Below are 22866 nucleotides of genomic sequence, written 5' to 3'. Positions count from 1 at the left end.
CCGGGGCCATTGGCCATTCAGCGGCCCTTCGCAGGCGGTCCGCGTCCTAGGGCGTGTTCAGGCCCAGCGCTGGAACGGGCAGTTGGAATATGTCCTTTAGCGCATGCGTTGCCGCGTGGAGGCCGGGCATGCCCGTAACCCCAGGGCCGGGCGGCGTGGAGGAGGAGCAAAGGTAGACGCCCCGGAGCGGGGTTCGCCACGGATGCCGCGACACCACCGGCCGCTGGACCAGGCCGCGGAGGTCCATGGTCCCGGCACTGAAGTCCCCGCCGATGTAATTCCGGTTGTACTCTGCCAGCTGCGCCGCGGTAACCACGTTCGTGTCCAGCACCAGGTCCCGGAATCCGGGGGCAAACCGTTCCAGCTGGGCGGTGATGGCCCCGGCCATGTCCTTGGTTGAACCGGCAGGAACGTGGCAATAGGTCCACAGCGTGTGGCGTCCGGCGGGAGCCCGGCCGGGATCGAAGCGCGAAGGCTGGGCCACCAGCACATACGGCCGCTCGGGGTGTCGGCCCGCGCTGACCTCGTTTTCCGCATGCGCGAGTTCGGCCCTGGTACCGCCCACGTGGACTGTTCCGGCGTCTGCCAGTTCCGCAGCTGTCCACGGCACGGGGCCGGAAAGAATGAAGTCCACCTTGCACGAGCCATTCCCGTAGCGGAAGGACTCCAGCGCTTTGCGGTACCGGTGGGGAAGGGAATCCCCGGCCATGTCTGCCAGTCCCCGCGGCGCTACATCAAGCAGGGTGGCCCGGGCGGCCGGGAGGTCCTGCAGCCGGTTTATCGGGGCGTTCGTGTGGAGGACCCCGCCGTGTGCCCTGATGTCCTCCGCCAGGGCGGCGGCAATGGCGGCGGAACCACCCAGGGGAATGGGCCAACCTTCAGCATGGCCCAGCGCCCCCAGCATCAGTCCCGCCCCGGACGCGGCCAGTGACGGCAGGTGGGACACGGCGTGGGCAGCGACGCCGCTGAGGAGGGCAGGGGCAAGTTCTTCGCGGAACCGGGTGTTCCACAGTCCCGAGCCCTGTTCCAGGGTCCGCAGGCCGAAGATGCCCGCAGCGACGGGATTCCGGGGGACACGGAAGAGCTGGTTCTGCGTGAAGTCCATGACGTCGTCGACGGTGCGGACCAAGGGTCCCATGAGGCGCCGGTAGGCGGCCCCGTCCCGCCCGAGTCCCGCTGCCGTCCGGTCTAGGGACCGGTAGGCAAGGGCGGACCGGCCGCCGTCCAGGGGAGAGCCGTAGGACAGCACGGGAGTCACGAGTTGCACCCGCCGGGACAGCTCGAAGGCGCGGAAGAAGGGCGATGCCAGGGCCATGGGGTGGACGGCCGAGCAGACATCGTGGAAGTGTCCCGGCTGCATGAGTTCCGCAGTGCGCGTCCCGCCGCCGATTTCGGCCGCAGCCTCGAAAACCTCTACGGAGAGCCCTGCCCGCGCCATCACCGCTGCGGCCGCCAATCCGTTTGGTCCGGCGCCCACTACCGCAACGTCAGGCATCGGATGCGGCCTTCCGCCGGGCGCCCGGGTCCGCCGGGGTGCGCAGGTTCAGACGGAACCGGTCCGGGGCGCCGGTGAAGGGTCCGCCGTGGGGATCGTCCAGATGGTGCCGCCGGACGGGATCGTAGGTGGGGTCGTAGATGTCCCACGTCACCCGGGCCATCAGGTAGGCGACGGCCACCATGTGCGCCGCCACGGCCAGGACGTAGTAGGGCATATCCAGGTTGTGCTGGGAGGAACCCGCGCTGGTCACCTGTCCAAGGTACATCCACACAGCGGCCCAATGCAGGCCTTCGATGCCCTGCCAGACCAGGAAGTCCCGCCACCGCGGCCTGGCCAGCGCGAGCAGCGGAATCAGCCAGACAACATACTGCGGTGAGTAGACCTTACTGGTGAGGATGAACGCCGCCACTATCAGGAACGCCAATTGGGCCAGGCGCGGGCGGCGTGGCGCCGTGAAGGCAATGAGTGCGATCAGGGCGCAGGCCGCCGCAAACAGGCCGAAGGACAGAAGGTTCACCGCGTCGGCGCCCAGCTCCTGGCCCCTCAACCTGTTCAGCAGCACGTTGTACGCAAACCACGGTGAGCCGTACCCGGCGCCGCGGTCGGCTGAGTACTGGAAGAAGTAGGCCCACCCGGAGGGATTTGCGACGGCGAACGGCAGGTTGACTGCCAACCACGCGGCCCCGGTGGCCACCGCCGTCGTCAGCAGGGGCCGGAAGCGGCCGGTCCGCAGGGCCAGGAGGAGCATGGCGCCCAGGATGAGCAGCGGATACAGCTTCACAGCCGTGGCCAACCCGATGAAGACTCCGGCAAGCACCAGGCGTTCCCGCGAAAAAAAATACATCCCCACGGCAAGCAGTGCCACCGCCCAGAGATCCCAATTAATGGTGCCGGCCAGGACGATGCCCGGCGCCAGCGCCACCATGGCCGCATCCCAAGGGCGGCGGCTGGTCATCCGGGCCGTAGCCAGGACGGCAACCACCGTGGCTGCGGCCAGAAGCGCAACATTGATATCGAAATAGGCGAGGATCCGGGCGTTCGTCACTCCGGTACCGGGAACCAGCCACGCCGTTACCCCCGCGATCAGGGCGGTGAGGACCGGGTACTCAAACTGGCTTCCACTGGCCACGATGGGAAACTGTCCCTCCGCGAGCCCGCGGTTCCGGAAGAGTTCCGGGAAGTCGGAGTAGCAGGTGGCGTAAAACTGGGTGGGGGATTCCCAACCGTTGGCTCGGCAGTAGCCCTTGAGCAAGGTGCCCGCGAGTGCCGCCAGCACCGTCAGCAGGATCAGTACCCGCTCCACAGTGAAGATGCCGGGGGGGACAACACCCGGAGCGGCCCGGAATCCAAGGGGGCCGCCCACCACTTCCGTGAAATTCCTCAGCAGGACATCGCTCCGGCTGGGAACCACCAGGCGCAACCTTTCTTGGTGCTCCGGCGGCTGGGACTCCTGCATGGCTTGAGCTTACCGCCGCAGCGGCCGGGTACAGGGGCCACCCGCGAGCTGGAGCCCCCGCGTCGCCGCGTGGGCTCCAGCCAGAAGGTGGCCCACGTCCATTCGGCCTCCTCGCTGATGGCCGGCACCGTTCCCGCGGACGGGCTGCGGTCCACGTGCCTGCTGCTCCGCCTACCGCGTACCGCCGATCTGCTGGTGCATCAGGACGAAGACGTCTTCGCGCTGCTTCTCCAGCAGGGGTTCGTTGATCAGCCTCCTGCCGCTGCGCCGGCCTTGTGCCGGCAGCAGGAGTTTCCGGAACTTTCTCATGGGTATCACCTCCTTTTGTACTGGCTGGCCCGCAAACCGGGCGCGGCAATTAATCCCTTTTGCGAAATGCAATCGGGACTGGAATTAGGGCGCAGGAAAGCGCACCCAGGAATAACCGGGATTTGTCAGAATTGCCGGAACAAACAGCGCTCAGACTGTTTGATTGGCAAGGCAGGGGAAAGGCCCCAAGGAAAGAGCGTGGCTCCGGCTTACGGGTCTACTCAGGGGTTCTGGCTATGGCGTTGCACGTGGGAGGCTGCGTTCCACCCAAGCGGAGCAAGGCTAGGAGCCGGTTTGTCCCCAAAACGGGCGCGCAAAGGCATCAGAGGCCGGGGCTGCGGTGACGTTCATCTTCCGTCCGCTAGTCAAAGTAATCATTTTCCCAACCTCCTTTTCTGCTCTGCCATTGCTCAGGCCAAGGGCCGTGCAACATGCGCCGATACCCCGGCAGACGCTCTGGGGTCAGGAATAAAACTACACTACGGCGAAGGATATCCGCCAGTAAGAAAGCAAAAATAAATCAAACAAATCCCGGAAAGCCTTTAAAGGCCCCAGCGGACAATAGCGGGTGTTCTTTTGTCCCAGCCCAGCGTGCAGACCTTGGCAGTGCCCAGAATGAAATGGCGGCCTTCCATGGGCGGCAATTCCAGCCAGCGTGCCGTGAGGATCCTCGAGAAGTGGCCGTGGGCCACAATCAGCACATTGTCCATGCCGGATTCCAGCACCCGGCCAATGATTTTGTCCGCCCTGGCCGCGACCTCGTCCAGCGTTTCGCCGTTGGGAACCCCGTGCGTCCAGATCAGGTATTCGGGGTTGTCCTTTCGGATCAGGTCAGAGCTGATGCCTTCGTAGTCACCGTAGTTCCATTCGACGGCCAGGGGTTCATGCTGGGCGTCAGGGAAGCCGGCCAGCTCTGCTGTCCGCCGTGCCCGCCGCAGGGGAGACGTAAGCACCAGGTCGAAGTCGACGGGATCCAGCACCTTGCGGGCCTCCACGGCCTGCTGTTCTCCCTCGACCGTCAACGGCAGATCCGTCAGCCCGGTGTACTGGCCGCTTTTGGACCATTCGGTCTCGCCGTGGCGGAGGATCCACAGCTGGGGGCGCGGGGCAAGGGCGGGAATGGTCACTTGGACTCCTCAGAAGGGGAAGGCTCGACGGCGGCGGGAGGCGTTCCGGCCGCGGCAGGTGCGGGTGCGGCAGGTGCGGGTGCGGGATCGGCTTCAACAGGCGGGCGTCCAGCTTCATCCGGGGCGGATTCCGGCTGTTCCGCCCACCAGCGGAGCAGCCGTGCTTCCGCTTCGTCCGTAGGCAGGGGCCCGCTCTCCATCCGCTCATTCAGCAGGAACTTGTAGGCGCGGCCCACCACGGGCCCTGGTTTGAGCCCCAGCAGGGCCATGATCCGGGCCCCGTCAAGGTCGGGGCGCACAGCGTCCAGCGACTCCTGTTCGCGCAGTGCGGCGATGCGGGCTTCCAGGTCGTCATAGGCGAAAGCGAGCCGTTCGGCCTTCCGCTGATTGCGGGTGGTGACGTCCGAGCGCGTAAGCCGGTGCAGCCGTTCCAGCAGTGGCCCGGCATCGGTCACGTAGCGGCGGACTGCAGAATCGCTCCAGCCGGCGTCCCCGTAGCCGTAGAAGCGCATGTGGAGTTCCACGAGGCGGGCAACAGCCTTGGTGGTGTCGTTGTCGAAGCGCAACGCCTTCATCCGCTTGGAGGTGAGTTTGGCTCCCACCATGTCGTGGTGGCGGAAGCTCACCGCGCCGCCCGGTTCAAAGCGGCGCGTAGCCGGCTTGCCGACGTCGTGCATTAATGCTGCGAAGCGCAGCACGAAGTCCGGCCCCGGCACGGAGCCTTCACCATCCGTCTCCAGCTCCGCTGCCTGCTCAAGGACCTGCAGGGAGTGCTGGTAGACGTCCTTGTGCCGGTGGTGCTCGTCCGATTCCAGGCGGAGCGCGGAAACCTCAGGCAGCACGAACTCGGCGAGGCCGGTATCCACCAGCAGGTCCACGCCGACGCGCGGGCGGGCACCGCAGATGAGCTTGACCAGTTCGTCCCGCACGCGTTCCGCGGAAATGATGGTGATCCGCTCGGCCATCTCCGTCATGGCCCGGCGGACGTCTTCGTGCACGGATACACCCAGCTGGGCAGCGAACCGTGCCGCCCGCATCATCCTCAGCGGATCGTCGGAGAAAGACAGCTCGGGTGCCCCCGGCGTGGCCAGGACGGAAGCATGAAGGTCACGGACCCCGCCGAAGGGATCCACCAGTTCCAGGGAGGGCAGCTTCAGGGCCATGGCGTTGATGGTGAAGTCCCGCCGAAGCAGGTCATCGGTTAAGGACGAACCGAACGCCACCACCGGCTTCCGGGAATCAGGATCGTAGGCCTCTGCCCGGTAGGTGGTGATTTCGATCTGGAAGCCGGCCTTGCGCATGCCGATCGTGCCAAAGGCGCGGCCGATCTCCCAGTAGTTGTCCGCCCACTTCTTGATGAGTGCCACGGTCTGGTCCGGGGTGGCGTCGGTGGTGAAGTCCAGGTCGGGGGACGTCCGGCCCAGGAAAAGGTCACGCACCGGTCCGCCCACCAGGGACAGTTCGTGGCCGGCGTCCACGAAGCGCCGGCCGAGCTCCAGGACCACCGGGTCCACCTGGAAATCAACGGTCTGGGAATCAGTCTTGTGATGTGCGTGCGCCATAGTTACTTAAGCTTGGCAGAAACCAGCGTGTCGGCAGGCCAAATTAGGGTCAAGATCGCGCGGAATCGCTCAGTGCACGGCAAAGTGCGTCATATGCCGTCCATGTTGGTGTCATGTTCCGGTCATCACGAACGGGCAACAGTCGTTAGAGTGGACTCCATGGCCCATCCAGTACCGAGCGCTCCCGGCAGGAGGACGAACGCGCCATTGCCATCGGCAATTGGTGCGCACGTTGCGCCTGCCCAGCATTCGGCACCGGCATCGCTGCCCACGGTGGAGGAGGTCTCCGCCGGCGGCGTCGTGGTGGACACGTCCGACGCCGAGTTGAGGGTTGCGATTATCGCCCGCCTTAATCGCGGCGGACGCCTGGAGTGGTGCCTTCCCAAAGGCCACCCGGAGGGAAAAGAAAACAACGAGCAGGCCGCCGTCCGAGAAATTGCCGAGGAAACCGGCATTGAAGGCGACATCCTCGCACCGCTGGGAAGCATCGACTACTGGTTTACCGTCAGCGGCCATCGGGTCCACAAAACGGTCCATCACTACCTCCTGCGGGCCACGGGCGGCGAGCTCACCATCGAGAACGATCCGGACCAGGAAGCCGTGGACGTGGCCTGGGTCCCCATCCAGGAACTGGCGCGCAAGCTGTCCTTCCCCAACGAGCGCCGGATCGCCGATCTGGCCCGGGAAGTCCTTCCCGGGCACCTTTAGGGCTGCAGCCGCCCCGGGCAGCCGGTGCCTGCATTGCGGCTTTAACTGCCTTCGGGTGAGACGATGAACTCGATGTCAGCTACCAACTTTCCTTCCGATAAAGCCGGCCCGCCCGGTGACGCCGCCCCTGACGGCGTTCCCCCCGCGCCGGCCGGCGCGGACAGTTCCCCTGGCGGCACGGTTGCCAGCGAAACCAGGTCCAGCGCCATCATGGCTGCCGGGACGCTCGTTTCGCGGTTCCTGGGTTTTGGAAAGACCTGGATGCTGGGCACTGCCCTGGGTCTTGGCTCCACCGTCAATGACACCCTCATCAACGCCAACAACCTGCCCAACCTGATCTTCCTGCTGGTTGCCGGGGGCGTGTTCAACGCGGTCCTGGTGCCGCAGATCATCAAGGCAAGCAAGGCTCCGGACAGGGGAGCGGACTACATCAGCCGGCTGCTGACGCTGGCTGTGCTCCTCCTGCTGGGGCTGACAGCCCTGGTAACGCTGGCGGCCCCGGGGGTCATTGAGCTCACCACCCAGGGATACAGTCCCCAGCAGAAGGCCCTGGCCGTCACCTTCGCGTTCTGGTGCCTGCCCCAAATCTTCTTCTACGGCCTTTACGCCCTCCTCACCCAGGTGCTGAACGCAAACGGCGCATTCGGCCCTGCCATGTGGGCGCCCATCCTTAATAACGTGGTGGCCATCGCCGGCCTGGGCATGTTCATCTGGATCTTCGGTGCGAACGAGCTGAATCCGCACACCCTGGACAACTGGGGCAGCACCCAAACCCTGCTGGTGGCGGGCTTTTCCACCATCGGCGTGATATCCCAGACCGCCATCCTGATGATTCCGGTGATCCGGCTGCGGCTGGGCCTCCGGCCCCGGTTCGGCTGGCGGGGAGTAGGACTGGGCCAGGCAGCCAGGCTGAGCGTCTGGACCTTGCTGACGGCCGCCGTCGGGCAGCTTGCCTTCCTGTACGTCATGCGCATCGCCACCATCCCCGGGGCGGAACGCATCCGGCTGCAGCAGGCGGGAGACCCTGCAGCGAACATGCTGCCCGGCAACGCCGTGCTGGAGGTTGCCAGCCAGCTCTACCTGCTGCCGCACTCCATCATCGCGCTGTCACTGGCCACGGTGCTGTTCAACCGGATGACCCGGGCTTCGCAGGACGGGAACCATGACGAGCTGCGCGATGCACTCTCCCACGGCCTGCGGACCATGGCGGTTGCCACTGTGTTTGGTGCCCTGGCCCTCTTTGCCCTCGCCGGTCCCCTGGGCATGTTCTTCTCCGGAGGGCTTCGCCAGGACGGCGTGATGCTGGCCCAGACGCTCACCATCCTGGCGCTGAGCACGCCGTTCATGAGCGCCAACTTCATGATGTCCCGGGTGTTTTACGCGAATGAGGACGCCCGGACGCCGTTCTTCATCCAGCTGCTCCTGGCCGTTGTCTACGTGGCGGGCGCGTTCGCCATCCAGTTCCTGCCGGTCACCCAGATCATCTACGCCATCGCCGTCCTCTATATGGTGGGCAACATCCTGTCGGTGGTCATCAGTGCGTACTTCCTGCGGCGCCTGTTGGGTCACCTGGACGGGCCAAGGATCGCCAACTCCTACATCCGCATGGGGTATGCAGCGCTTGGTTCGGCCATTGCAGGTGCAGGTGCGCTCTGGCTGATGGGCAGCTACAGCCCGGACGGTTTCGCCTGGCGCGACCGGATTACAGCCCTCATAACGCTCGTCGTGGTGGGCCCGGTCATGCTGGTGGCCTACTTCTTCCTGCTCAAGCTGTTCCGCGTTGCCGAACTGCGCGACCTGCTCCGCCCCCTCTTGGGACGGCTGGGCCGCGGCGCACCGCCGTCACCTTCCGCGGAAGCCGGGACCCCGCCGTCGGACTCTCCCCCCGGCGGAGCCTCCGGTGGACCACGGCGGCCCGCGCCGGAGCGTGCCACCACCTCCGTGGACACCGGGCTAATTCCCCGGATTTCCGGCGAGTTCGACGCCGTTTCCTTCAGGGCCGGGCCGGCTCCGGAACAGGAGGACGCGGAACACGGGACACGGCGGAGGCAGGCGCGCGACGGCGACGGCCCGGCTTCGTCCGACGAGGACTACCTTCCCGCGGAGGACCAGCCCAGTACGGCCCGGGGAGGTTTGCTGCGGGAACAGATTCCGCTGCCAGGACGCCGTACCTTCCAGGGGAAGCCCGGCGAGAACCCCTACTTCAAGCCACGGCGCCCCCGAAAAAAGTGACTTTCGAGCCGGCCGCCGCCGCCTTTATCCAGGGCGCAAGGGACGCAATCGGCTAGGATCGAGAAGGTACAGGGGTAGTTGCATCCAGGGCCAGCCGCCCGGCGGCTCCTGGATGGCGGTTGCATCATTCAAGCCGGCACTCCCGGACAGTCTAGGAGGAACACGTGTCCAACCCGATCGATGTCGGATCAGTACTGGGCGGCCGTTACAAGGTCACCGCCACTGTATTGGCCTCGCACGACCACGATCTGGTGCTGGACGGTGTGGACCAGGTCCTGAACCGTCCCGTCAGCATCCTGGTTGCCGGCCCCGGCAACACCGAGCAGGTTGCCCAGAGCGCCCGGGAAGTGGCTACCGGTGAGCGGCCCGGCACCGTCCAGGTCCTGGACCTTGGCATGACCGAGGCTGCCACCTACCTCATCACCAACCACACGTCGGCTGCGGATCTGCTGGACCTGGTGGTCGCGTCGAATCCGCCCTATGTGGAACCCTTCTTCACCGACACCCTGGGCAGCGAGATCTTTGGCCAGCCAAGGTCGAACGAGCCCGAACCCTACGACGACGAAGACCACATTGAAGCGGGCTACATCAAGTACTCCGATGCACACCCAAGCCAGGTGGATCCCTACCGGCAGGCACCGGTTGTGCCGCCGAAACCGCCTGCCCGGCCGGCGGCGTCGCCTTCCTCCGCCCGTAACTCCACCGGTGCCTCCGCAATGGGCGGGGCAGCAGCAGTGGGCGGTGCGGCAGGTGCTGCGGCTGCTGCTGAAGCCGGCTCCGGAACCCGTAGCGGCAGCGAAGCAGAAACCCGCGCCACTCCTCTGAGCGCTGGCCACGGACGGGACCACCAGCCGGTACCGGCTCCCGAAAGCGGGGAGGGTACCCCGGGCGGAAAGCCGAAAGTGTCCCTGTGGTCCGACGCCGATTACGCCTATGCCGAGGACCAGCCTTCCGGCGCGCCGGTTGAAGACGAACCTCAAACGGAGAACAATAAGTCCTCCTTGTTTGCGCGCTCTGCCGCGCCTGCCGCTGCAGGTGCTTCATTTGACAGCCAAAGCGGGTATGACGACGACCGTGACGAGGGCGGCCGCGAGCCCAGGTCCATGCGATGGCTCGTTGGCGGGTTGCTCGCTGTAGTCCTCATTGCCGGGCTTGTTTTCGCCGTAACAAACCTGGGCAGCCTTTTCTCCCCGCAGCCGCAGGCGGTTCCCACCGCCCCTGCCACCAATGGTGGTGCCCCGGAGACCACGGCACCCGGAACGCAGGCGCCGACCTCCGCTGCTCCCGCCGCCCCGCCGGCAATTGAAAATATCAGCAGGCAGGGGAGCTTCGATTTCGCCGCCACCTTCGATGGTGACTTGGTGAAGGCCTATGACGGCAACGCTGCCAGCTACTGGTCGGACATGGAGTTCGCAACCGAAAACTGGGGCGGCCTGGCACCCCAGGGCGTCCCGCTGGTGGTAAAGCTCAAGAACCCTGCCAAGGTTTCATCCATCACGCTTTCGCAGTTGGGGGGATCCGGTGGCAACATCACGGTGTACACCAACGACCGGCCTGCACTGGATGGTGCCAAAGCCGTAGGGACCAACAGTTTCACGTCAACCGACCTGACAATGCCCTTGGCCGAGCCGGTCCAGGCCCAGTACGTGATTGTCTCCATCAACTCCCTGCCACGGCTTGCCGCTCCTAAGACGCGCTATGGTTACGGCGTCCGGCTCGCCGAGATCAAGGTGCAGTAACCTCCCGCTACTTGAAGCGCGGCTGCCGCCGTGATGTGGGCTGTCGGGCGGTTGCCGCTGCCGGTGGCCGGGGGAGGCGCAGCGCCTGCCTGGTGGGGCTGTAACCTTGGAAGAGCGCCTGCGGTGACGGTTGTCTGCTGTCTACCTGTGTTTCAGCACGTCCAGGCGCCGGAATATTCAGGATCAAGTAACAGTTGTGCCATGTGGCCGGCCTCCACGGGGAGGCGCGTCAAATAAGGAAGAGGTTCACCGTTCAGTGACCATCGCAGAAAACACCGCGTCCGACGTACGTGATGTCATCATTGTGGGCTCTGGCCCGGCTGGTTACACGGCAGCTGTATACACCGCCCGTGCCAACCTCAAGCCGCTTTTGCTTGCAGGCTCCGTTACCGCCGGCGGTGAGCTGATGAACACCACCGACGTCGAGAACTATCCCGGTTTCCCGGAAGGGATCATGGGCCCGGACCTGATGGAGAACTTCGAAAAGCAGGCCTCACGCTTTGGCACGGAGATCCAGTTCGAGGATGTGACCTCCCTTGACCTCGAAGGTCCTGTAAAGACGGTGACCATTGCCACGGGCGAGAGCTTCCGTGCGAAGGCAATCATTCTTTCTACAGGGTCCGCCTACCGGGAGCTCGGGCTGCCGAACGAAAAGCGCCTGTCAGGCCACGGCGTTAGCTGGTGTGCAACCTGTGACGGTTTCTTTTTCAAGGACCAGGACATTGCGGTGATCGGCGGGGGAGACTCCGCTATGGAGGAAGCACTCTTCCTCACCAAGTTCGCGAAATCCGTGACAGTTGTCCATCGGCGCGACACCTTGAAGGCATCCAAGATCATGGCCGACCGCGCTTTGGCCCACGAAAAGATCAACTTCATCTGGAACAGCACCGTGGACGATGTTGTAGGCGAGGACAAAGTCAGCGGCCTGAAGCTGAAGAACCTCGTTGACGGAACAGTTTCCGATCTTTCGGTGACCGGCGTGTTCGTGGCCATCGGCAACGATCCCAGGACTGACCTGATCAAGGATGTCCTTGACCTGACACCCGAGGGGACCATTGCCGTCGAAGGCCGCAGCTCGAAGACAAGTATCCCCGGCGTTTTCGCCGCCGGCGACGTTGTGGACCCCACGTACCGCCAAGCCATCACGGCATCCGGTTCGGGTTGTGTAGCCGCAATCGATGTAGAGCATTACCTCGCTGACTTGCCCGCATAATCACCGCAACCAATATCCGAAGAGAGAGACAAGGGTTATGAGTAACGCCAAAGACGTAACAGACGCTAGCTTCAGCACGGACGTTCTGTCCTCCGACAAGCCGGTTATTGTGGATTTCTGGGCCGAATGGTGCGGGCCCTGCCGCAAGCTCGGTCCGATCCTGGACGAGATTTCGGTGGAATACAGCGAGAAGGTTGATGTCGTCAAGGTAAACGTGGACGACAACCCATCCATCGCAGCCGAATACGGCATCACCTCCATCCCGGCTGTCTACCTGTTCCAGGGTGGTGAAGTGAAGAGCACGGTTATTGGCGCTAAGCCGAAGCAGTTCTTCGAAAAGGAATTCGCTGACGTCCTGTCCTAGGTTCTGCGGTTTCTGCAGTTTCTCGAGTGGCCACCGCCTTCCGGCGGTGGCCACTTTTGTTTCAGGAACTGGACACGAGCAACTGTGAGGCTCGTGAGACTGCGGGGGCTGTGCGCGCATCCGCTCGTGAGCGCCGTCAGTCCCTGCGGTCCGCTGTTTCACGTGAAACGTGGCCGTCCGGCAGTCGCGGTACACCGCCTCTATAAGAGGACCGGGTCACCCGCACTTCACCCGCACTGCTAAGGGGAGCTCCATATTAGGGATGACGCACTGCAATCCACGTAGCTCCGCCCTATTTGGTTGGGTTAATCTCGTGCTGAGAAGGCCCCACCATGCGGCCCCGCCCTGCGGATTCCTCCCGCTCCGGTAGGCAATCGCACAGGAACCGTACTTACACCTGCGCCGGGACAGGAATTGCTTCTATCCGTACGTGGTGAGTGGTACACCTCGTGACTGAATGCTGCGGTGCGGGGGCGGCGTGTTTCACGTGAAACACGCCGCCAGCGCGGCACCAAGATTGAAATCGCTACCTAGCCGTTAGGTGAAGCAGAAGACAAATGATGCCTCACGGGCCTTTCCACAACGCACAGCTAAGTTGGGGTGAGCGCAGCCAAGGACAGCCGCCCTACTGGCCGCGCGATGCCGGGCTCAAGGTCAACGCGCAGTCCTTCTTCCGAAGGCTCGCTCTAACTGCAGTGCACCTCGTCTCTAAGTGCCTTCCCACGACCCGCGGACAATCACTGCACGCCAGCGGTGCGCGACACTGGCGAGGCAACCAAAAACCGTGCGCCCCAATCGCACCCCGCAGACTTGGCCCGACAGGCGGCCAAGGGACATTGGAGCTAATAGCCATGAATTTCTCCGGGGGAGCCACCTGGTCTCCTGTACGGACTTCACCCTGTTCTGCTGTCATCTGGTGGTCATTGAAGTTCAACCGGGGTGCTCAACTTGGCTGCGGCGGCTAGATCCAACGGAGCCTGTCCAACCGGTCTGTGTCCCTCTCCTGCCTGAGCAGGTTGGTCGTTCCCCATACTCATACTCATGACACGGCGACTACGAGACCGCCCGCTTAATGAGACCGTCGGCGATGGCTGGTGGATCTGCTCCTCCCGGGCTGCCGCTTGGTTCTAGGTTCTGGAGGCTCGAACTCTCAGGTGGCATGAACGCTGACAGCACACCCCGGCAGTTCGCCGGGGCCCCGGTCGAGTTTGGGGGCACCACCCCTCCCGTTTCAGCCCGGGGGAGCGCGCGCCTAGAACCGACCTTTGTACAGAACCGTTTCACGTGAAACACCGCGGTCGCCGCATGGGAGAGTTTGCGGTGCGACTGCAAACCTCCTGGTGAAGCTGCAGCCCCCTACGTGGTGGCCCCAGAGTGCAGGCACCGCATGATGACTGGGACCTCTCCTCTCATTGGCTAGGACGTTCCCACCTTCGTCTGGCGTCTTGCCTGTGCCTTGCGATGTGGATTTTAGGGTAGCTTGCTGTACCTGACGCCTACAGCTCCACATCGGTGTGACCACCAGGCGCGCACACCGCCGAGTATGAACCTCTCGGCAGGAGCCGGACTCGACAATCCACGAGTCTATAGCCAGCCGATTCTGTCTTGGGCCGTGCACTTACCGGCACCCCTTGGTTCTTCACCAAAACAGAGTCGGGAGCAGGGTGCACGTAATCTAGGGGGCCAACTACTTGCCTCCTACTCTTTCAATGCGTGCGTACCGGCGGCCCCATCTCACAACCGTCACGTCAGGACCATCCAACCAGCCGGCCGCAGTTAACCAATCCGCTGTCTGCCCGGTGGACCCTCAACGCCATAAATCCAGCCAGGTCCTCAATGTGCACCCCATCCATGGGCCACACCTGGGCCTCATGATCCCAAGCAGCCCGCTAGTCTATCCACAAGTTATCCACACCAGCAGTTCGCTCCTATCCACAGCCTTATCCACAGCCACCTAGCCAAGAGCCCGCGCCGCTTGCTGATCCGCCACGACAGCCCCAACCCCCAGTTGCAGCCGAGTGTGGCAAGCTATGGTCGGTCTGCGGTCTCCCGGCGAGCCTGCTCTCAAGATTCCAAGCCCTTCCCAGTCCCTGAATAAACCATAGTTAGTAGATACAGGCGCAGAAACAGCATCGTTCTGCACTCCTAGTTTGTTTCACGTGAAACGAGGCAGTGAATCAATCCGCACCGTAGAGCTGGGGATGCCCCAGAGGAACTGCCCTCTGGCGACGTACCGGTTCAACCTCCCGTTCCGTGAGGCCCACTGTCCACAAAGTTATCCACAGCGCAATCCACAGCCATGTCCACTACACCCGAAGGGTGTGTGGAAGACCACTGCCGGCAGGGACACCTCAAATGGCAAGGCGGCCGGCCCCAAAACCGCTATGTTGGGCACCCCGGGGATATGAGGAACAGGAAGGCGGAAGGGCCCCGACAGAGAACAGCAACGACCTTACCGCCCCGCAGAGGGTGGTGACACCGTAGTGAACGGCCAGTGGACGGCCTCTGCGCATCGTGCGTTGCACCGCGGTTCGAGAGCCCCTTTCGTGCTGGATCGCAGCACGGCTCTTTGCTAGCCGGGACGGCATCCCCTAGTAGCAGGACGCGACAGCCCGCGTTGTTCCACGTGAGAGACTGCAGGCACGTCCAGCCGCCCGTATCTTCTTGACTGAACCCGTGCGGACTACACGACCCCTAACCAGCCGTTGTGGAGTTCTCCGGCCCGGTGCTATGGCGCTATGACGGTCCAGGGGAGTGATGACAACAACCCGCCCACCACAGGTCTGCTCGCGCGGGGATCCGCCTCACTATTCCAGAACGCAAGATTGGATCCCAGAGCTTGACCGCTGGTGGTTATCCTTCCGAGCATCCGGCCTCCGCGTTGCCCCTTTTGAGCCGTCAGTGGCGTGCACCCGATTATGAGTCTGGTGCTTCATCGCTCACTCGCCGGTCATGAGCCTACACCTGTCAGTAGCCCTCTCATCCATACTCCTCGAAGCCAATCATCGAGCTACTGCAGGCGCAAACTCGACGACTGCTCGTGCTGTGCCTTTGCGGAAACCAAGAGCGCTAGGGGTTAGCAATCGTTTCACGTGAAACAAGCAGGGGTCCGTCCGGCAATGTGCCCCACGGACACTGCCGTACGATGCCGTACGTTCAGTCAAAACCTGCCTGGGTGTATCTGCAATGCAGGCCACCACTCACGCCCACCGCGCAGAATCTCCTGGGCCGAGTTGCATCCAGAACCAGGAACGATGTGCCTAGGCGTGTGTGCGCCTTGGTTCGCACGCCCCGGGAGTGGCGGCTGCGAAAAGTGCATGTATGTGCGCCGGATCGGGATATACGGCCCGCGAACTTTGAAGCCTAAGTGGACGGCTTTAACCCGAGTTACCAGCTCTTTGCCTCAAGGGCACATGTTCCACGTGAAACAGTGCGCCTGACACTCGTGCTACCGGCACTGTAGTCGTTACGGGGTAGGGGCCTCCGATAGGACTAAGAACGTGACCATGCGACCACACGGGAAGCTTGCCTTGCAGGACGGGACAACAGACGGCCGCCGACATACCGACGCCGAACCAATGACGATCGGAAAGACTCCGACTAACTATCAGCAGCGAGTGGGCACCGCGGCCCGTGACACTCTGGGCAACCGCTGGGTCCGCTGGGCTAACCCTTCTATCCAGCCCGAAGGAGACGTGGATGATCGGCAACATTGCCTGTTACCAGGGGTTTCACGTGAAACACGCGTGGAATCACTAAGGATTGCGGCTCAGATAGGGTCAGATGCGGGAAGTCCCACCAGGAGAAACGCCCATTTCGTTCCAGAACCTCAATTGTTCGGCTCTACGCGGGTATAGGGAAAGCCCCGAGTGCTACTTGCTTGGTAGTTGTTATCACGTAGGTACTGCCACCAAAAACTTAGAAGGTGGCATTCGAGTTCTCGGGCAACTTTCCTAGGACGACGAGAAAAGAATCGGCCGCCGACATACAACCCAACCTCAACCCCGACCACGATCGGAAATGATTCGAGTATCTATCAGCGGCAAGTGGACAGCGGGACAAGGTGAGTGGGCGCCGCGGCCCCGCGACAGAGATTCTCTGGGCTACTCTAGTGTGCCCGCCGAAGGCAGGCGGGGACACGGATGAGCGGCAACAGAGCCTGGTAATAGGGGGTTTCACGTGAAACACATTTGGGAACGCTGCGGATGGCGGCGCATAAGGACTACATACAGAGAGTTCCACCATGGAAGAGCACCGATTTCGTTCCGGCACCTCAATTATTCGGCTCTCGGGCGGGTATAGGGAGAGTCCGAGACCGCAGCTCCATGGGAGTGACGATAGCGAGCGGGGGATCATCAGTGCCGGAGACCTGGACTTCCGGGGCAGTCCGAATAGAAACCCGATCTGCCTAAGACGCAGCAACTCCACTCAGCCTTCGCGTGAAAGTCTTAACAGACTAGATGGTCAGGAAACGAAGAGATCCAGCATCCTGGCACCCCAAAACCCAGACAATGACCACTAAGCGGAAGTAGCCCCAGCTCAAAGAAGAAGGCCTGATTCACACGGAATCAGGCCTTCCTTCTGCGGAACGATGCGCTTTAGTTGTTCGAACCAGGCGCGAGGACATCCATAATCCGGTTGAGATCCTCGACGCTTGCGAATTCGATACTCACCTTGCCCTTGCGGACACCAAGGGAAATCTTGACGTTGGTATCAAGCCGGTCAGAAAGGGAGGACGCCAAGTAATCGAGCCGCTCGTGGCGGGCACCAGGACGGGGGATATTGTTCTTCGCCGGCTTGGCGGGATCCTGGTACATCGTTACGGCCTCTTCAGTGGCTCGCACTGACATCCCCTCAGCCACGATCTTCTGGGCCAGTCGCTCCATCGCTGCAGCGTCGGGCAGGGCCAACAGTGCACGGGCGTGGCCTGCGGACAATACACCTGCCGCGACCCGGCGCTGTACCAAAGGGGGCAGTTTGAGCAGCCGAAGGGTGTTCGACACCTGGGGACGCGAACGCCCGATACGATCCGCCAGCTGCTCATGGGTGGTTCCGAAGTCTTCGAGGAGCTGCTGGTAGGCCGCCGCCTCTTCGAGGGGGTTCAGCTGGCTCCGGTGCAGGTTCTCCAGCAGGGCGTCCCGCAGAAGATCGTCGTCGGTGGTGTCCCTGACAATTGCAGGGATGGTCTCGAGGCCGGCAGCCTGAACCGCCCGCCATCGACGCTCACCCATGACGAGCTCAAAGGGTTCACCACCGGGTTCGGTTGATTTGCGGACAACAATTGGCTGGAGGACGCCTATTTCACGAACGGAGTGAACGAGCTCAGCCATATCGTCTTCATCGAAGACCGATCGCGGCTGTTTGCGGTTGGGGTGGATGTCCGTGACTGAAATTTCTGCGAAGCGAACGCCCGGCACCTCTACCAGCTCCACGCCTGAGTCAGTCCAGGTGGGCTCGTCCTCCCGTTCAGCGGAATCACCAGACGCCGACGCCGTAGCGGCCACCCCTGGCTGCTCCGCCTGCAGATCAGGAGCGGCCTCAACCTTGCGAGGGGATTCACTGCCCTCTTCTGTTTTGGCGGAAACACTGCCGGAAGAACGGGGCTTTGCGGCGGCGCTTCTTCCGGCAGTGCTCTTGCCTGCGGGAGATGCGGTGGACGGCTGCTTAGTGGACGGAGCAGCGGTCCCTTGGCTTGCTGCCTTGTCCGAGGACTGGTTGGCCGCGGCCTCTTCGGCTGGTTCCGTCTTCCTTCGTCCCTCAGGGAAGAAGAGGTCTACCGGACGGGAGGCGGCTGTACCGTTGCCCGAACCGTTGGCGGCGGCGGAACTTGGAATCAGCGCGCCAAGACCGCGGCCCAGGCCACGTCGCTTCTCGCTCATTGGTAATCCCTCCAGTGGTAGATCCCGGCCATGCCGTGCTCCGGTCGTTGCAGTTTGAAGATTCAGCGCTCTGCTATTTCAGCAGCGGCTTCCAGATAAGACAGGGCTCCACTGGAGGAAGGGTCGTACGTCATGACAGTCTGCTGGTAGCTCGGTGCCTCTGATATCCGCACGGAACGCGGAACAACAGCAGACAGCACCTGGTCCGGAAAATGCTGGCGGACCTCGGCCGCGACCTGGGCGGCAAGATTCGTCCGCCCGTCGTACATCGTCAAAAGGATGGTGGAAACCACAAGGTCCGCGTTGAGGTGCTTCTGGATCATCTCAATGTTCTTGAGAAGCTGGCTCAGTCCTTCAAGTGCGTAGTACTCGCACTGTATGGGGATCAGCACCTCGTTGGCTGCACAGAAGGCATTGACCGTCAGCAGTCCAAGGCTTGGCGGGCAATCGATAAAGATGTAGTCGAGCCGCTGCTCGCCGTTCTTTTCCCGCGCCTTTGCATAGACGTCAATTGCCCGGCGCAGTCGCTGCTCACGGGCCACCAGCGAAACGAGTTCAATCTCCGCGCCGGCAAGGTGGATGGTGGCGGGTGCACAGATCAAATTGTTGATGTCCGGGCAGGGCGCCACTACGTCCGCGAGCGGGACGTCGTTTATCAGGACATCGTAGATGCTGTCCACGTCGGCATGGTGTTCGATTCCCAGGGCGGTGGACGCGTTGCCCTGAGGATCGATATCAATGACCAGGACATTCAATCCGGCCGCGGCAAGGGCGGCAGCAATGTTGACGGTGGTGGTGGTCTTTCCTACCCCACCCTTCTGGTTCGAGACAGTAAAAACGCGCGTGTTCTCCGGACGGGGAAGCTTCCGGCCCACCAGCCGTTCACGGCGTTTGGTCTCATGTGCCAATTCGCGGGCGATCGGGCTGGAATCATCAATGGCGTCGATGATGTTGGATCTACCGGAGACGGTTGTTTCACGTGAAACGGCCATGGCGTTGGCGCCTGCCGCAACCCTTTCCGGATGAATTCCACCCTTGGCCGGGGGCACAATGGGACCAGCGACGGAACGTGCTGACCCCAAGGACACGAACGGCGGTATCCGTTGCGTGGAGGCTTCGCTACTGGTCACTGGGGCACACTCACTCTCGTTCGGCCAAATTTGCTGCCGTTGTCTAGCCTAACCGCTGGACCCGGCAGAGTTGGGTCACCGGGCCTGAACTAGGCTTTCTTTTGGGACTTGTTTACAACGATGCGCACCACAGTAGTAGGTTCCTCCAGCAGGCTCTCGCCCACAGTCAGAACAGACGTTTCAATGCCGCCCAGTTTGCGAATGGTCTTGGCGGCCTTTTCGATTTCCTCAGCCGCACTGCGCCCCTTGATGGCCACCACCTCGCCCTTACCGGCGAGGAGCGGAATCGTGAGGCCGGCGAGGTTGCTGAGGGCAGACACCGCCCGGGCTGTCACCACGTCAGCCTCCACATGTCCCACTGCCAACTCGGCCCGGGTCCGCATTACGGTGACGTTGTCCAGGCCAAGATCGTCAACCACTTCCTGAAGCCAGATAACCCTGCGCTCCAGTGGCTCGATCAAGGTCAGTTCCAGGTCCGGACGGGCAATCGCGAGGCAGAGGCCCGGCAGGCCTGCACCACTGCCGACGTCGGCCACATGGCTGCCCTCGGGAATCTCGCTCTCAATGACAGCGCAATTGAGCACATGACGGCTCCAGAGCCGGGGAATCTCCCGCGGCCCAATAAGGCCGCGCTCCGTTCCGGAGGTAGCCAAGTGCTCCACATAGCGCTTAGCCAGGTCCAACCGGTCGCCGAATATTTTCTCAGCGGCCACGAGTTCAGCTGCCGTGATGTCAACCATGATTAGCGGATCAGCAATTCTCTAGTCTGCGGACACAACAATGTGGCGTCCGGCGCCTTCGCCCTCGGACTCACTGACCAGTCCCAGGTCTGCAACAGCGTCATGAACAATCTTGCGCTCATAGGCGCTCATCGGTTCCAGTGCCACCGGCTCGCCGTTTTCCCTCACTGAAGCTGCCGCATCTTCCGCGATCTTCTGCAGGTGGCCGGTACGCTCCTGGCGGTAGCCGTTGATATCCAGGACCAGCCTGGACCGGTTGTCAGTCGCCGAGAGAACGGAGAGCCTGGTGAGCTCCTGGAGTGCCTCAAGGACTTCTCCGTCTTCACCCACCAGATTGTCCAGGGCATCGGACTCTTCCTCTGTCACGATGGAGATGTAGGTGCGCCCGTTGCGGACTTCAATGTCGATATCGCCGTCGATGTCGGCAATGTCCAGCAGCTCCTCCAGGTAGTCCGCTGCCACGTCGCCCTCTTCCTCCAGGCGGCTGGCTGACGATCCCTTGGGTACGTCAGTTCCCGTGGATTCCCCATTCGCGGACGCGTCCCGGCTCTCGATGATGTCCTCGGAAAGGGCGTGTTCGGTGCTCTCGGCAGACATTACTTCTTCTTCCTGTTCTTGCGTTGTGGCTGGATGCGCTGGGCTTTGGCCTGCGCCACGGCCGCGGCGGCAGCAGCCTCGGCTGCCGCCTCGTCCTTCTTACCGCCCAGGATGGGCAAGGCCGGAAGGCCCTTGGCGGCACGGCGCTCGGCGAGGGCCTTGGCGGCGGGGGATCCCGGCGTCGGCATGCGGCGGATGACGAAGAACTGCTGTGCCATGGTCCAAAGGTTGGTGGTGGTCCAGTAGATCAGGACACCGATGGGGAAGTTGATGCCGCCGACGCCAAAGACGATGGGCAGGATGTAGAGCATCATTTTCTGCTGGCGCATGAACGGGCTGGCCATGGCCTCTTCGGACATGTTCTTGGCCATGATCTGCTTCTGCGTAATGAACTGCGAGGCCGTCATGGCAAGGATCATGAGGATGGAGAGGATCCACACTGAAGTGAGGTTGCCCTCGCCACCGTGCAGGAGCGAGGCGGACAGCGTGGCCCCGAAGATGGTGGACTCGTCAAACTGGACCACCTGGTCGTGGCTCATGGCCCCGATACCGACGCCCTTGTCACGGGCGGCGCTGATGCCGGAGAGCACGGTGAACAGTGCGAAGAAGAACGGCATCTGGATCAGCATGGGGAGGCAGGCAGAGAACGGGTTGGTGCCGTGCTTCTTATACATGGCCATCTGTTCCTGGGCCATGGCCTGGCGGGACAGCTGGTCGGTCTTGCCCTTGTACTTGTCCTGGAGCTTCTTCAGGTCAGGCTGCAGCAGCTGCATTCCGCGCTGGGCCTTGATCTGCTTGACGAACACGGGAATCAAGGCGGCACGGATCACCAGTACCAGCCCGATGATGGACAGCGTCCACGTCCAGCCGGAGGCTTCCGGCAGGCCGATGCTGCTCAGCCCTTCGTGGAAGCCCACCATGATGATGGAAACAAGCCACTTGAACGGAAACATGATTGTTTCAAAGAAGTCCATACGATATCCCTATTCGTCAGGCCGCAGTGCGGCCTTCTCCATCAGACTGCGCAGCCAGGTATTTGTCCGGGTTGTTCAGTACAACAATTGTGGGGGTCTGGTTTTCAGGCCAGTGGCGGTGGCCGGCGGGGACGTGGTCCACACCGCCGGCGTTCCAGGGATGGCAGCGCGCCAGGCGCCGGGCTGCCAGCCAGCTGCCCTTGACGGCGCCGTGCACCGTAATCGCCTCGAGGGCATAGGCCGAGCACGAAGGAAAGAAGCGGCAGACCTGGCCGTACAAGGGTGAAATCACCTTGCGGTAGGCCATCAATAAAAGAATGAGTATGCTGCGGGGCAGGTTCCAGAGGAACAGCGCAACTGCTGCGGCACTACGTCGGAGACAGGTAACGACGACGGCGGTGGCGTTACGCACGCAGTGTCCCCTCCTGTGTAGTACCGGCCGAACTGTTGGCGGCAGCCCTTGCAGGGCGGCCGGCCAGCCGGGTCATCGTTGATTCCAATGCGGCATTGTAATCCGACAGCAGCTGGTCCCAGCTGGCAGTTGCGGACGCAGGAAGCGCCCGGACCACTATGGCAAACCCGGTGCCGTACTCGCGCAGCGAGGCAGCACCTGCTTCTCTCAGTCTCCTCTTAACGAGGTTCCTGGCCACAGCGTTCCCTACACTCTTGGAAACGATGAACCCGATCCGGCTGGGTTCGTCGGCAGCAATAGCTGCCGTATATAACACTACGTTCCGGCGTCCATTGCGGACACCGGAACGTACAGTTGTTGAAAAATCGGCTGCAGTCCTCAAACGGTTACGGGTGGCCAGCACCTTAAACTCGCAAAGAAATGTCTACCGACAAGTCAGTTATTTACGCCGACAGCTCGGTACGGCCCTTGCCACGACGGGCCGCCAAGATGGCGCGGCCGGCACGGGTACGCATACGAAGGCGGAAGCCGTGCTTCTTGGCTCGACGGCGGTTATTCGGCTGAAAAGTCCGCTTGCTCACGTTAGTTACTCCAGTGGATCAAAGGTGCGCCCACCGTATGGGGAAGAACTGGCCGACGCTAAGTTTTGTATATGCACGCTTCCCCCGGCTGCTCAAGCGCACTGCGCCTAAGAGATTCAGATGGGGCCAAAAAGCGGACACAAAGGACTTCACAACGTTAGGGCAACCTGAACCCCTGAGTCAAACTGAGGCTCCACGTGCGGGCTATCCCCAACTGTGCTTAACCTGCCCTCCGAGGCTGTGGATGAAGTGGCTCACAGGGCCGTTTTGGAAACCACATCCATGTAATTATCCACAAGCTCCTTGCCAGCTATCTTCTAGGCTTTTCATCCCCTAGAGTGGCCC

18 protein-coding genes are annotated in these 22866 nt (G+C 62.6%); 5 read left to right on the top strand and 13 right to left on the bottom strand.

The window, feature by feature from the left end:
* Window positions 1-46: 46 nt before the first annotated feature.
* The 5 genes from PV768_RS06695 to PV768_RS06675 form a co-directional block, all read right to left on the bottom strand.
* Window positions 47-1495 carry an NAD(P)/FAD-dependent oxidoreductase gene (locus tag PV768_RS06695; protein WP_323058130.1) on the bottom strand — a complete coding sequence of 483 codons (1449 nt, stop codon included), beginning with the start codon at window positions 1493-1495 and terminating at the stop codon, window positions 47-49.
* Window positions 1488-2954: a glycosyltransferase family 87 protein gene (locus PV768_RS06690; RefSeq protein WP_421092598.1), complete on the bottom strand. Its 1467-nt coding sequence runs from the start codon at window positions 2952-2954 to the stop codon at window positions 1488-1490. Before PV768_RS06690 ends, PV768_RS06695 begins: the two co-directional genes overlap by 8 nt.
* A gap of 171 nt (window positions 2955-3125) precedes the next feature.
* Window positions 3126-3263, bottom strand: coding sequence for a hypothetical protein (locus tag PV768_RS06685; RefSeq protein ID WP_199775297.1), 138 nt, complete (start codon window positions 3261-3263; stop codon window positions 3126-3128).
* A gap of 542 nt (window positions 3264-3805) precedes the next feature.
* Window positions 3806-4390, bottom strand: a complete 585-nt coding sequence (locus PV768_RS06680; protein WP_321214835.1) for a histidine phosphatase family protein — start codon at window positions 4388-4390, stop codon at window positions 3806-3808.
* Complete coding sequence (locus tag PV768_RS06675) at window positions 4387-5952, bottom strand: CCA tRNA nucleotidyltransferase (RefSeq protein WP_323058128.1); 1566 nt, start codon at window positions 5950-5952, stop codon at window positions 4387-4389. Before PV768_RS06675 ends, PV768_RS06680 begins: the two co-directional genes overlap by 4 nt.
* A gap of 207 nt (window positions 5953-6159) precedes the next feature.
* Here PV768_RS06675 and PV768_RS06670 point away from each other — a divergent pair, with 207 nt between their 5' ends.
* The 5 genes from PV768_RS06670 (at window position 6160) to trxA (ending at window position 12208) form a co-directional block, all read left to right on the top strand.
* Window positions 6160-6660, top strand: coding sequence for an NUDIX hydrolase (locus PV768_RS06670; RefSeq protein WP_157242834.1), 501 nt, complete (start codon window positions 6160-6162; stop codon window positions 6658-6660).
* A 72-nt stretch (window positions 6661-6732) separates the two neighbouring features.
* Complete coding sequence (gene murJ, locus PV768_RS06665) at window positions 6733-8892, top strand: murein biosynthesis integral membrane protein MurJ (RefSeq protein ID WP_421092597.1); 2160 nt, start codon at window positions 6733-6735, stop codon at window positions 8890-8892.
* Window positions 8893-9056: 164 nt separating this feature from the next.
* A complete protein-coding gene (locus PV768_RS06660) occupies window positions 9057-10631 on the top strand; it encodes an ABC transporter substrate-binding protein (protein ID WP_323058127.1) in 1575 nt (524 codons plus the stop codon).
* 256 nt (window positions 10632-10887) lie between these two features.
* Complete coding sequence (gene trxB, locus PV768_RS06655; protein ID WP_370460519.1) at window positions 10888-11844, top strand: thioredoxin-disulfide reductase; 957 nt, start codon at window positions 10888-10890, stop codon at window positions 11842-11844.
* A 37-nt stretch (window positions 11845-11881) separates the two neighbouring features.
* Window positions 11882-12208: a thioredoxin gene (gene trxA, locus PV768_RS06650; protein ID WP_139027242.1), complete on the top strand. Its 327-nt coding sequence runs from the start codon at window positions 11882-11884 to the stop codon at window positions 12206-12208.
* 4598 nt (window positions 12209-16806) lie between these two features.
* On the opposite strand, the gene PV768_RS06645 is transcribed toward trxA, so the two are convergent.
* The 8 genes from PV768_RS06645 to rpmH all read right to left on the bottom strand — a co-directional run bounded on the left by PV768_RS06645 (window position 16807) and on the right by rpmH (window position 22521).
* Entirely contained in the window at window positions 16807-18087 is a 1281-nt protein-coding gene (locus PV768_RS06645; protein WP_421092596.1) for a ParB/RepB/Spo0J family partition protein, read from the bottom strand.
* A gap of 62 nt (window positions 18088-18149) precedes the next feature.
* Window positions 18150-19217 (bottom strand): ParA family protein, encoded by a 1068-nt coding sequence (locus PV768_RS06640; protein WP_421092595.1) that lies wholly within the window; start codon window positions 19215-19217, stop codon window positions 18150-18152.
* Between the two features lie 89 nt (window positions 19218-19306).
* Window positions 19307-19957, bottom strand: a complete 651-nt coding sequence (gene rsmG / locus PV768_RS06635; protein ID WP_157240159.1) for a 16S rRNA (guanine(527)-N(7))-methyltransferase RsmG — start codon at window positions 19955-19957, stop codon at window positions 19307-19309.
* Window positions 19958-19978: 21 nt separating this feature from the next.
* Window positions 19979-20554: a protein jag gene (locus PV768_RS06630; RefSeq protein ID WP_157240157.1), complete on the bottom strand. Its 576-nt coding sequence runs from the start codon at window positions 20552-20554 to the stop codon at window positions 19979-19981.
* Window positions 20554-21528 carry a membrane protein insertase YidC gene (gene yidC, locus PV768_RS06625; protein WP_321214842.1) on the bottom strand — a complete coding sequence of 325 codons (975 nt, stop codon included), beginning with the start codon at window positions 21526-21528 and terminating at the stop codon, window positions 20554-20556. Before yidC ends, PV768_RS06630 begins: the two co-directional genes overlap by 1 nt.
* A gap of 16 nt (window positions 21529-21544) precedes the next feature.
* Window positions 21545-21940 carry a membrane protein insertion efficiency factor YidD gene (gene yidD, locus PV768_RS06620; RefSeq protein ID WP_321214843.1) on the bottom strand — a complete coding sequence of 132 codons (396 nt, stop codon included), beginning with the start codon at window positions 21938-21940 and terminating at the stop codon, window positions 21545-21547.
* On the bottom strand, window positions 21933-22343 hold the full coding sequence (rnpA, locus tag PV768_RS06615; protein WP_321214844.1) for a ribonuclease P protein component: 411 nt from the start codon (window positions 22341-22343) through the stop codon (window positions 21933-21935). Before rnpA ends, yidD begins: the two co-directional genes overlap by 8 nt.
* Before the next feature lie 40 nt (window positions 22344-22383).
* The gene (gene rpmH / locus PV768_RS06610; RefSeq protein WP_003800212.1) at window positions 22384-22521 is read right to left on the bottom strand and encodes a 50S ribosomal protein L34; all 138 of its coding nucleotides are present in this window, start codon (window positions 22519-22521) and stop codon (window positions 22384-22386) included.
* Between the last annotated feature and the right edge of the window lie 345 nt (window positions 22522-22866).

This window comes from Pseudarthrobacter sp. CC4, assembly GCF_048957775.1.
GTDB lineage: Bacteria > Actinomycetota > Actinomycetes > Actinomycetales > Micrococcaceae > Arthrobacter.
Note: the sequence above shows the minus strand (reverse complement) of the source record. Positions and strands in the feature narration are given on the sequence as shown.

Coding starts and splice junctions, on each gene's coding strand:
- PV768_RS06695 (WP_323058130.1), bottom strand. CDS start 1,495: ATGCCTGACGTTGCGGTAGTGGGCGCCGGACCAAACGGATTGGCGGCC.
- PV768_RS06690 (WP_421092598.1), bottom strand. CDS start 2,954: ATGCAGGAGTCCCAGCCGCCGGAGCACCAAGAAAGGTTGCGCCTGGTG.
- PV768_RS06685 (WP_199775297.1), bottom strand. CDS start 3,263: ATGAGAAAGTTCCGGAAACTCCTGCTGCCGGCACAAGGCCGGCGCAGC.
- PV768_RS06675 (WP_323058128.1), bottom strand. CDS start 5,952: ATGGCGCACGCACATCACAAGACTGATTCCCAGACCGTTGATTTCCAG.
- murJ (WP_421092597.1), top strand. CDS start 6,733: ATGTCAGCTACCAACTTTCCTTCCGATAAAGCCGGCCCGCCCGGTGAC.
- trxA (WP_139027242.1), top strand. CDS start 11,882: ATGAGTAACGCCAAAGACGTAACAGACGCTAGCTTCAGCACGGACGTT.
- PV768_RS06645 (WP_421092596.1), bottom strand. CDS start 18,087: ATGAGCGAGAAGCGACGTGGCCTGGGCCGCGGTCTTGGCGCGCTGATT.
- rsmG (WP_157240159.1), bottom strand. CDS start 19,957: ATGGTTGACATCACGGCAGCTGAACTCGTGGCCGCTGAGAAAATATTC.
- PV768_RS06630 (WP_157240157.1), bottom strand. CDS start 20,554: ATGTCTGCCGAGAGCACCGAACACGCCCTTTCCGAGGACATCATCGAG.
- yidC (WP_321214842.1), bottom strand. CDS start 21,528: ATGGACTTCTTTGAAACAATCATGTTTCCGTTCAAGTGGCTTGTTTCC.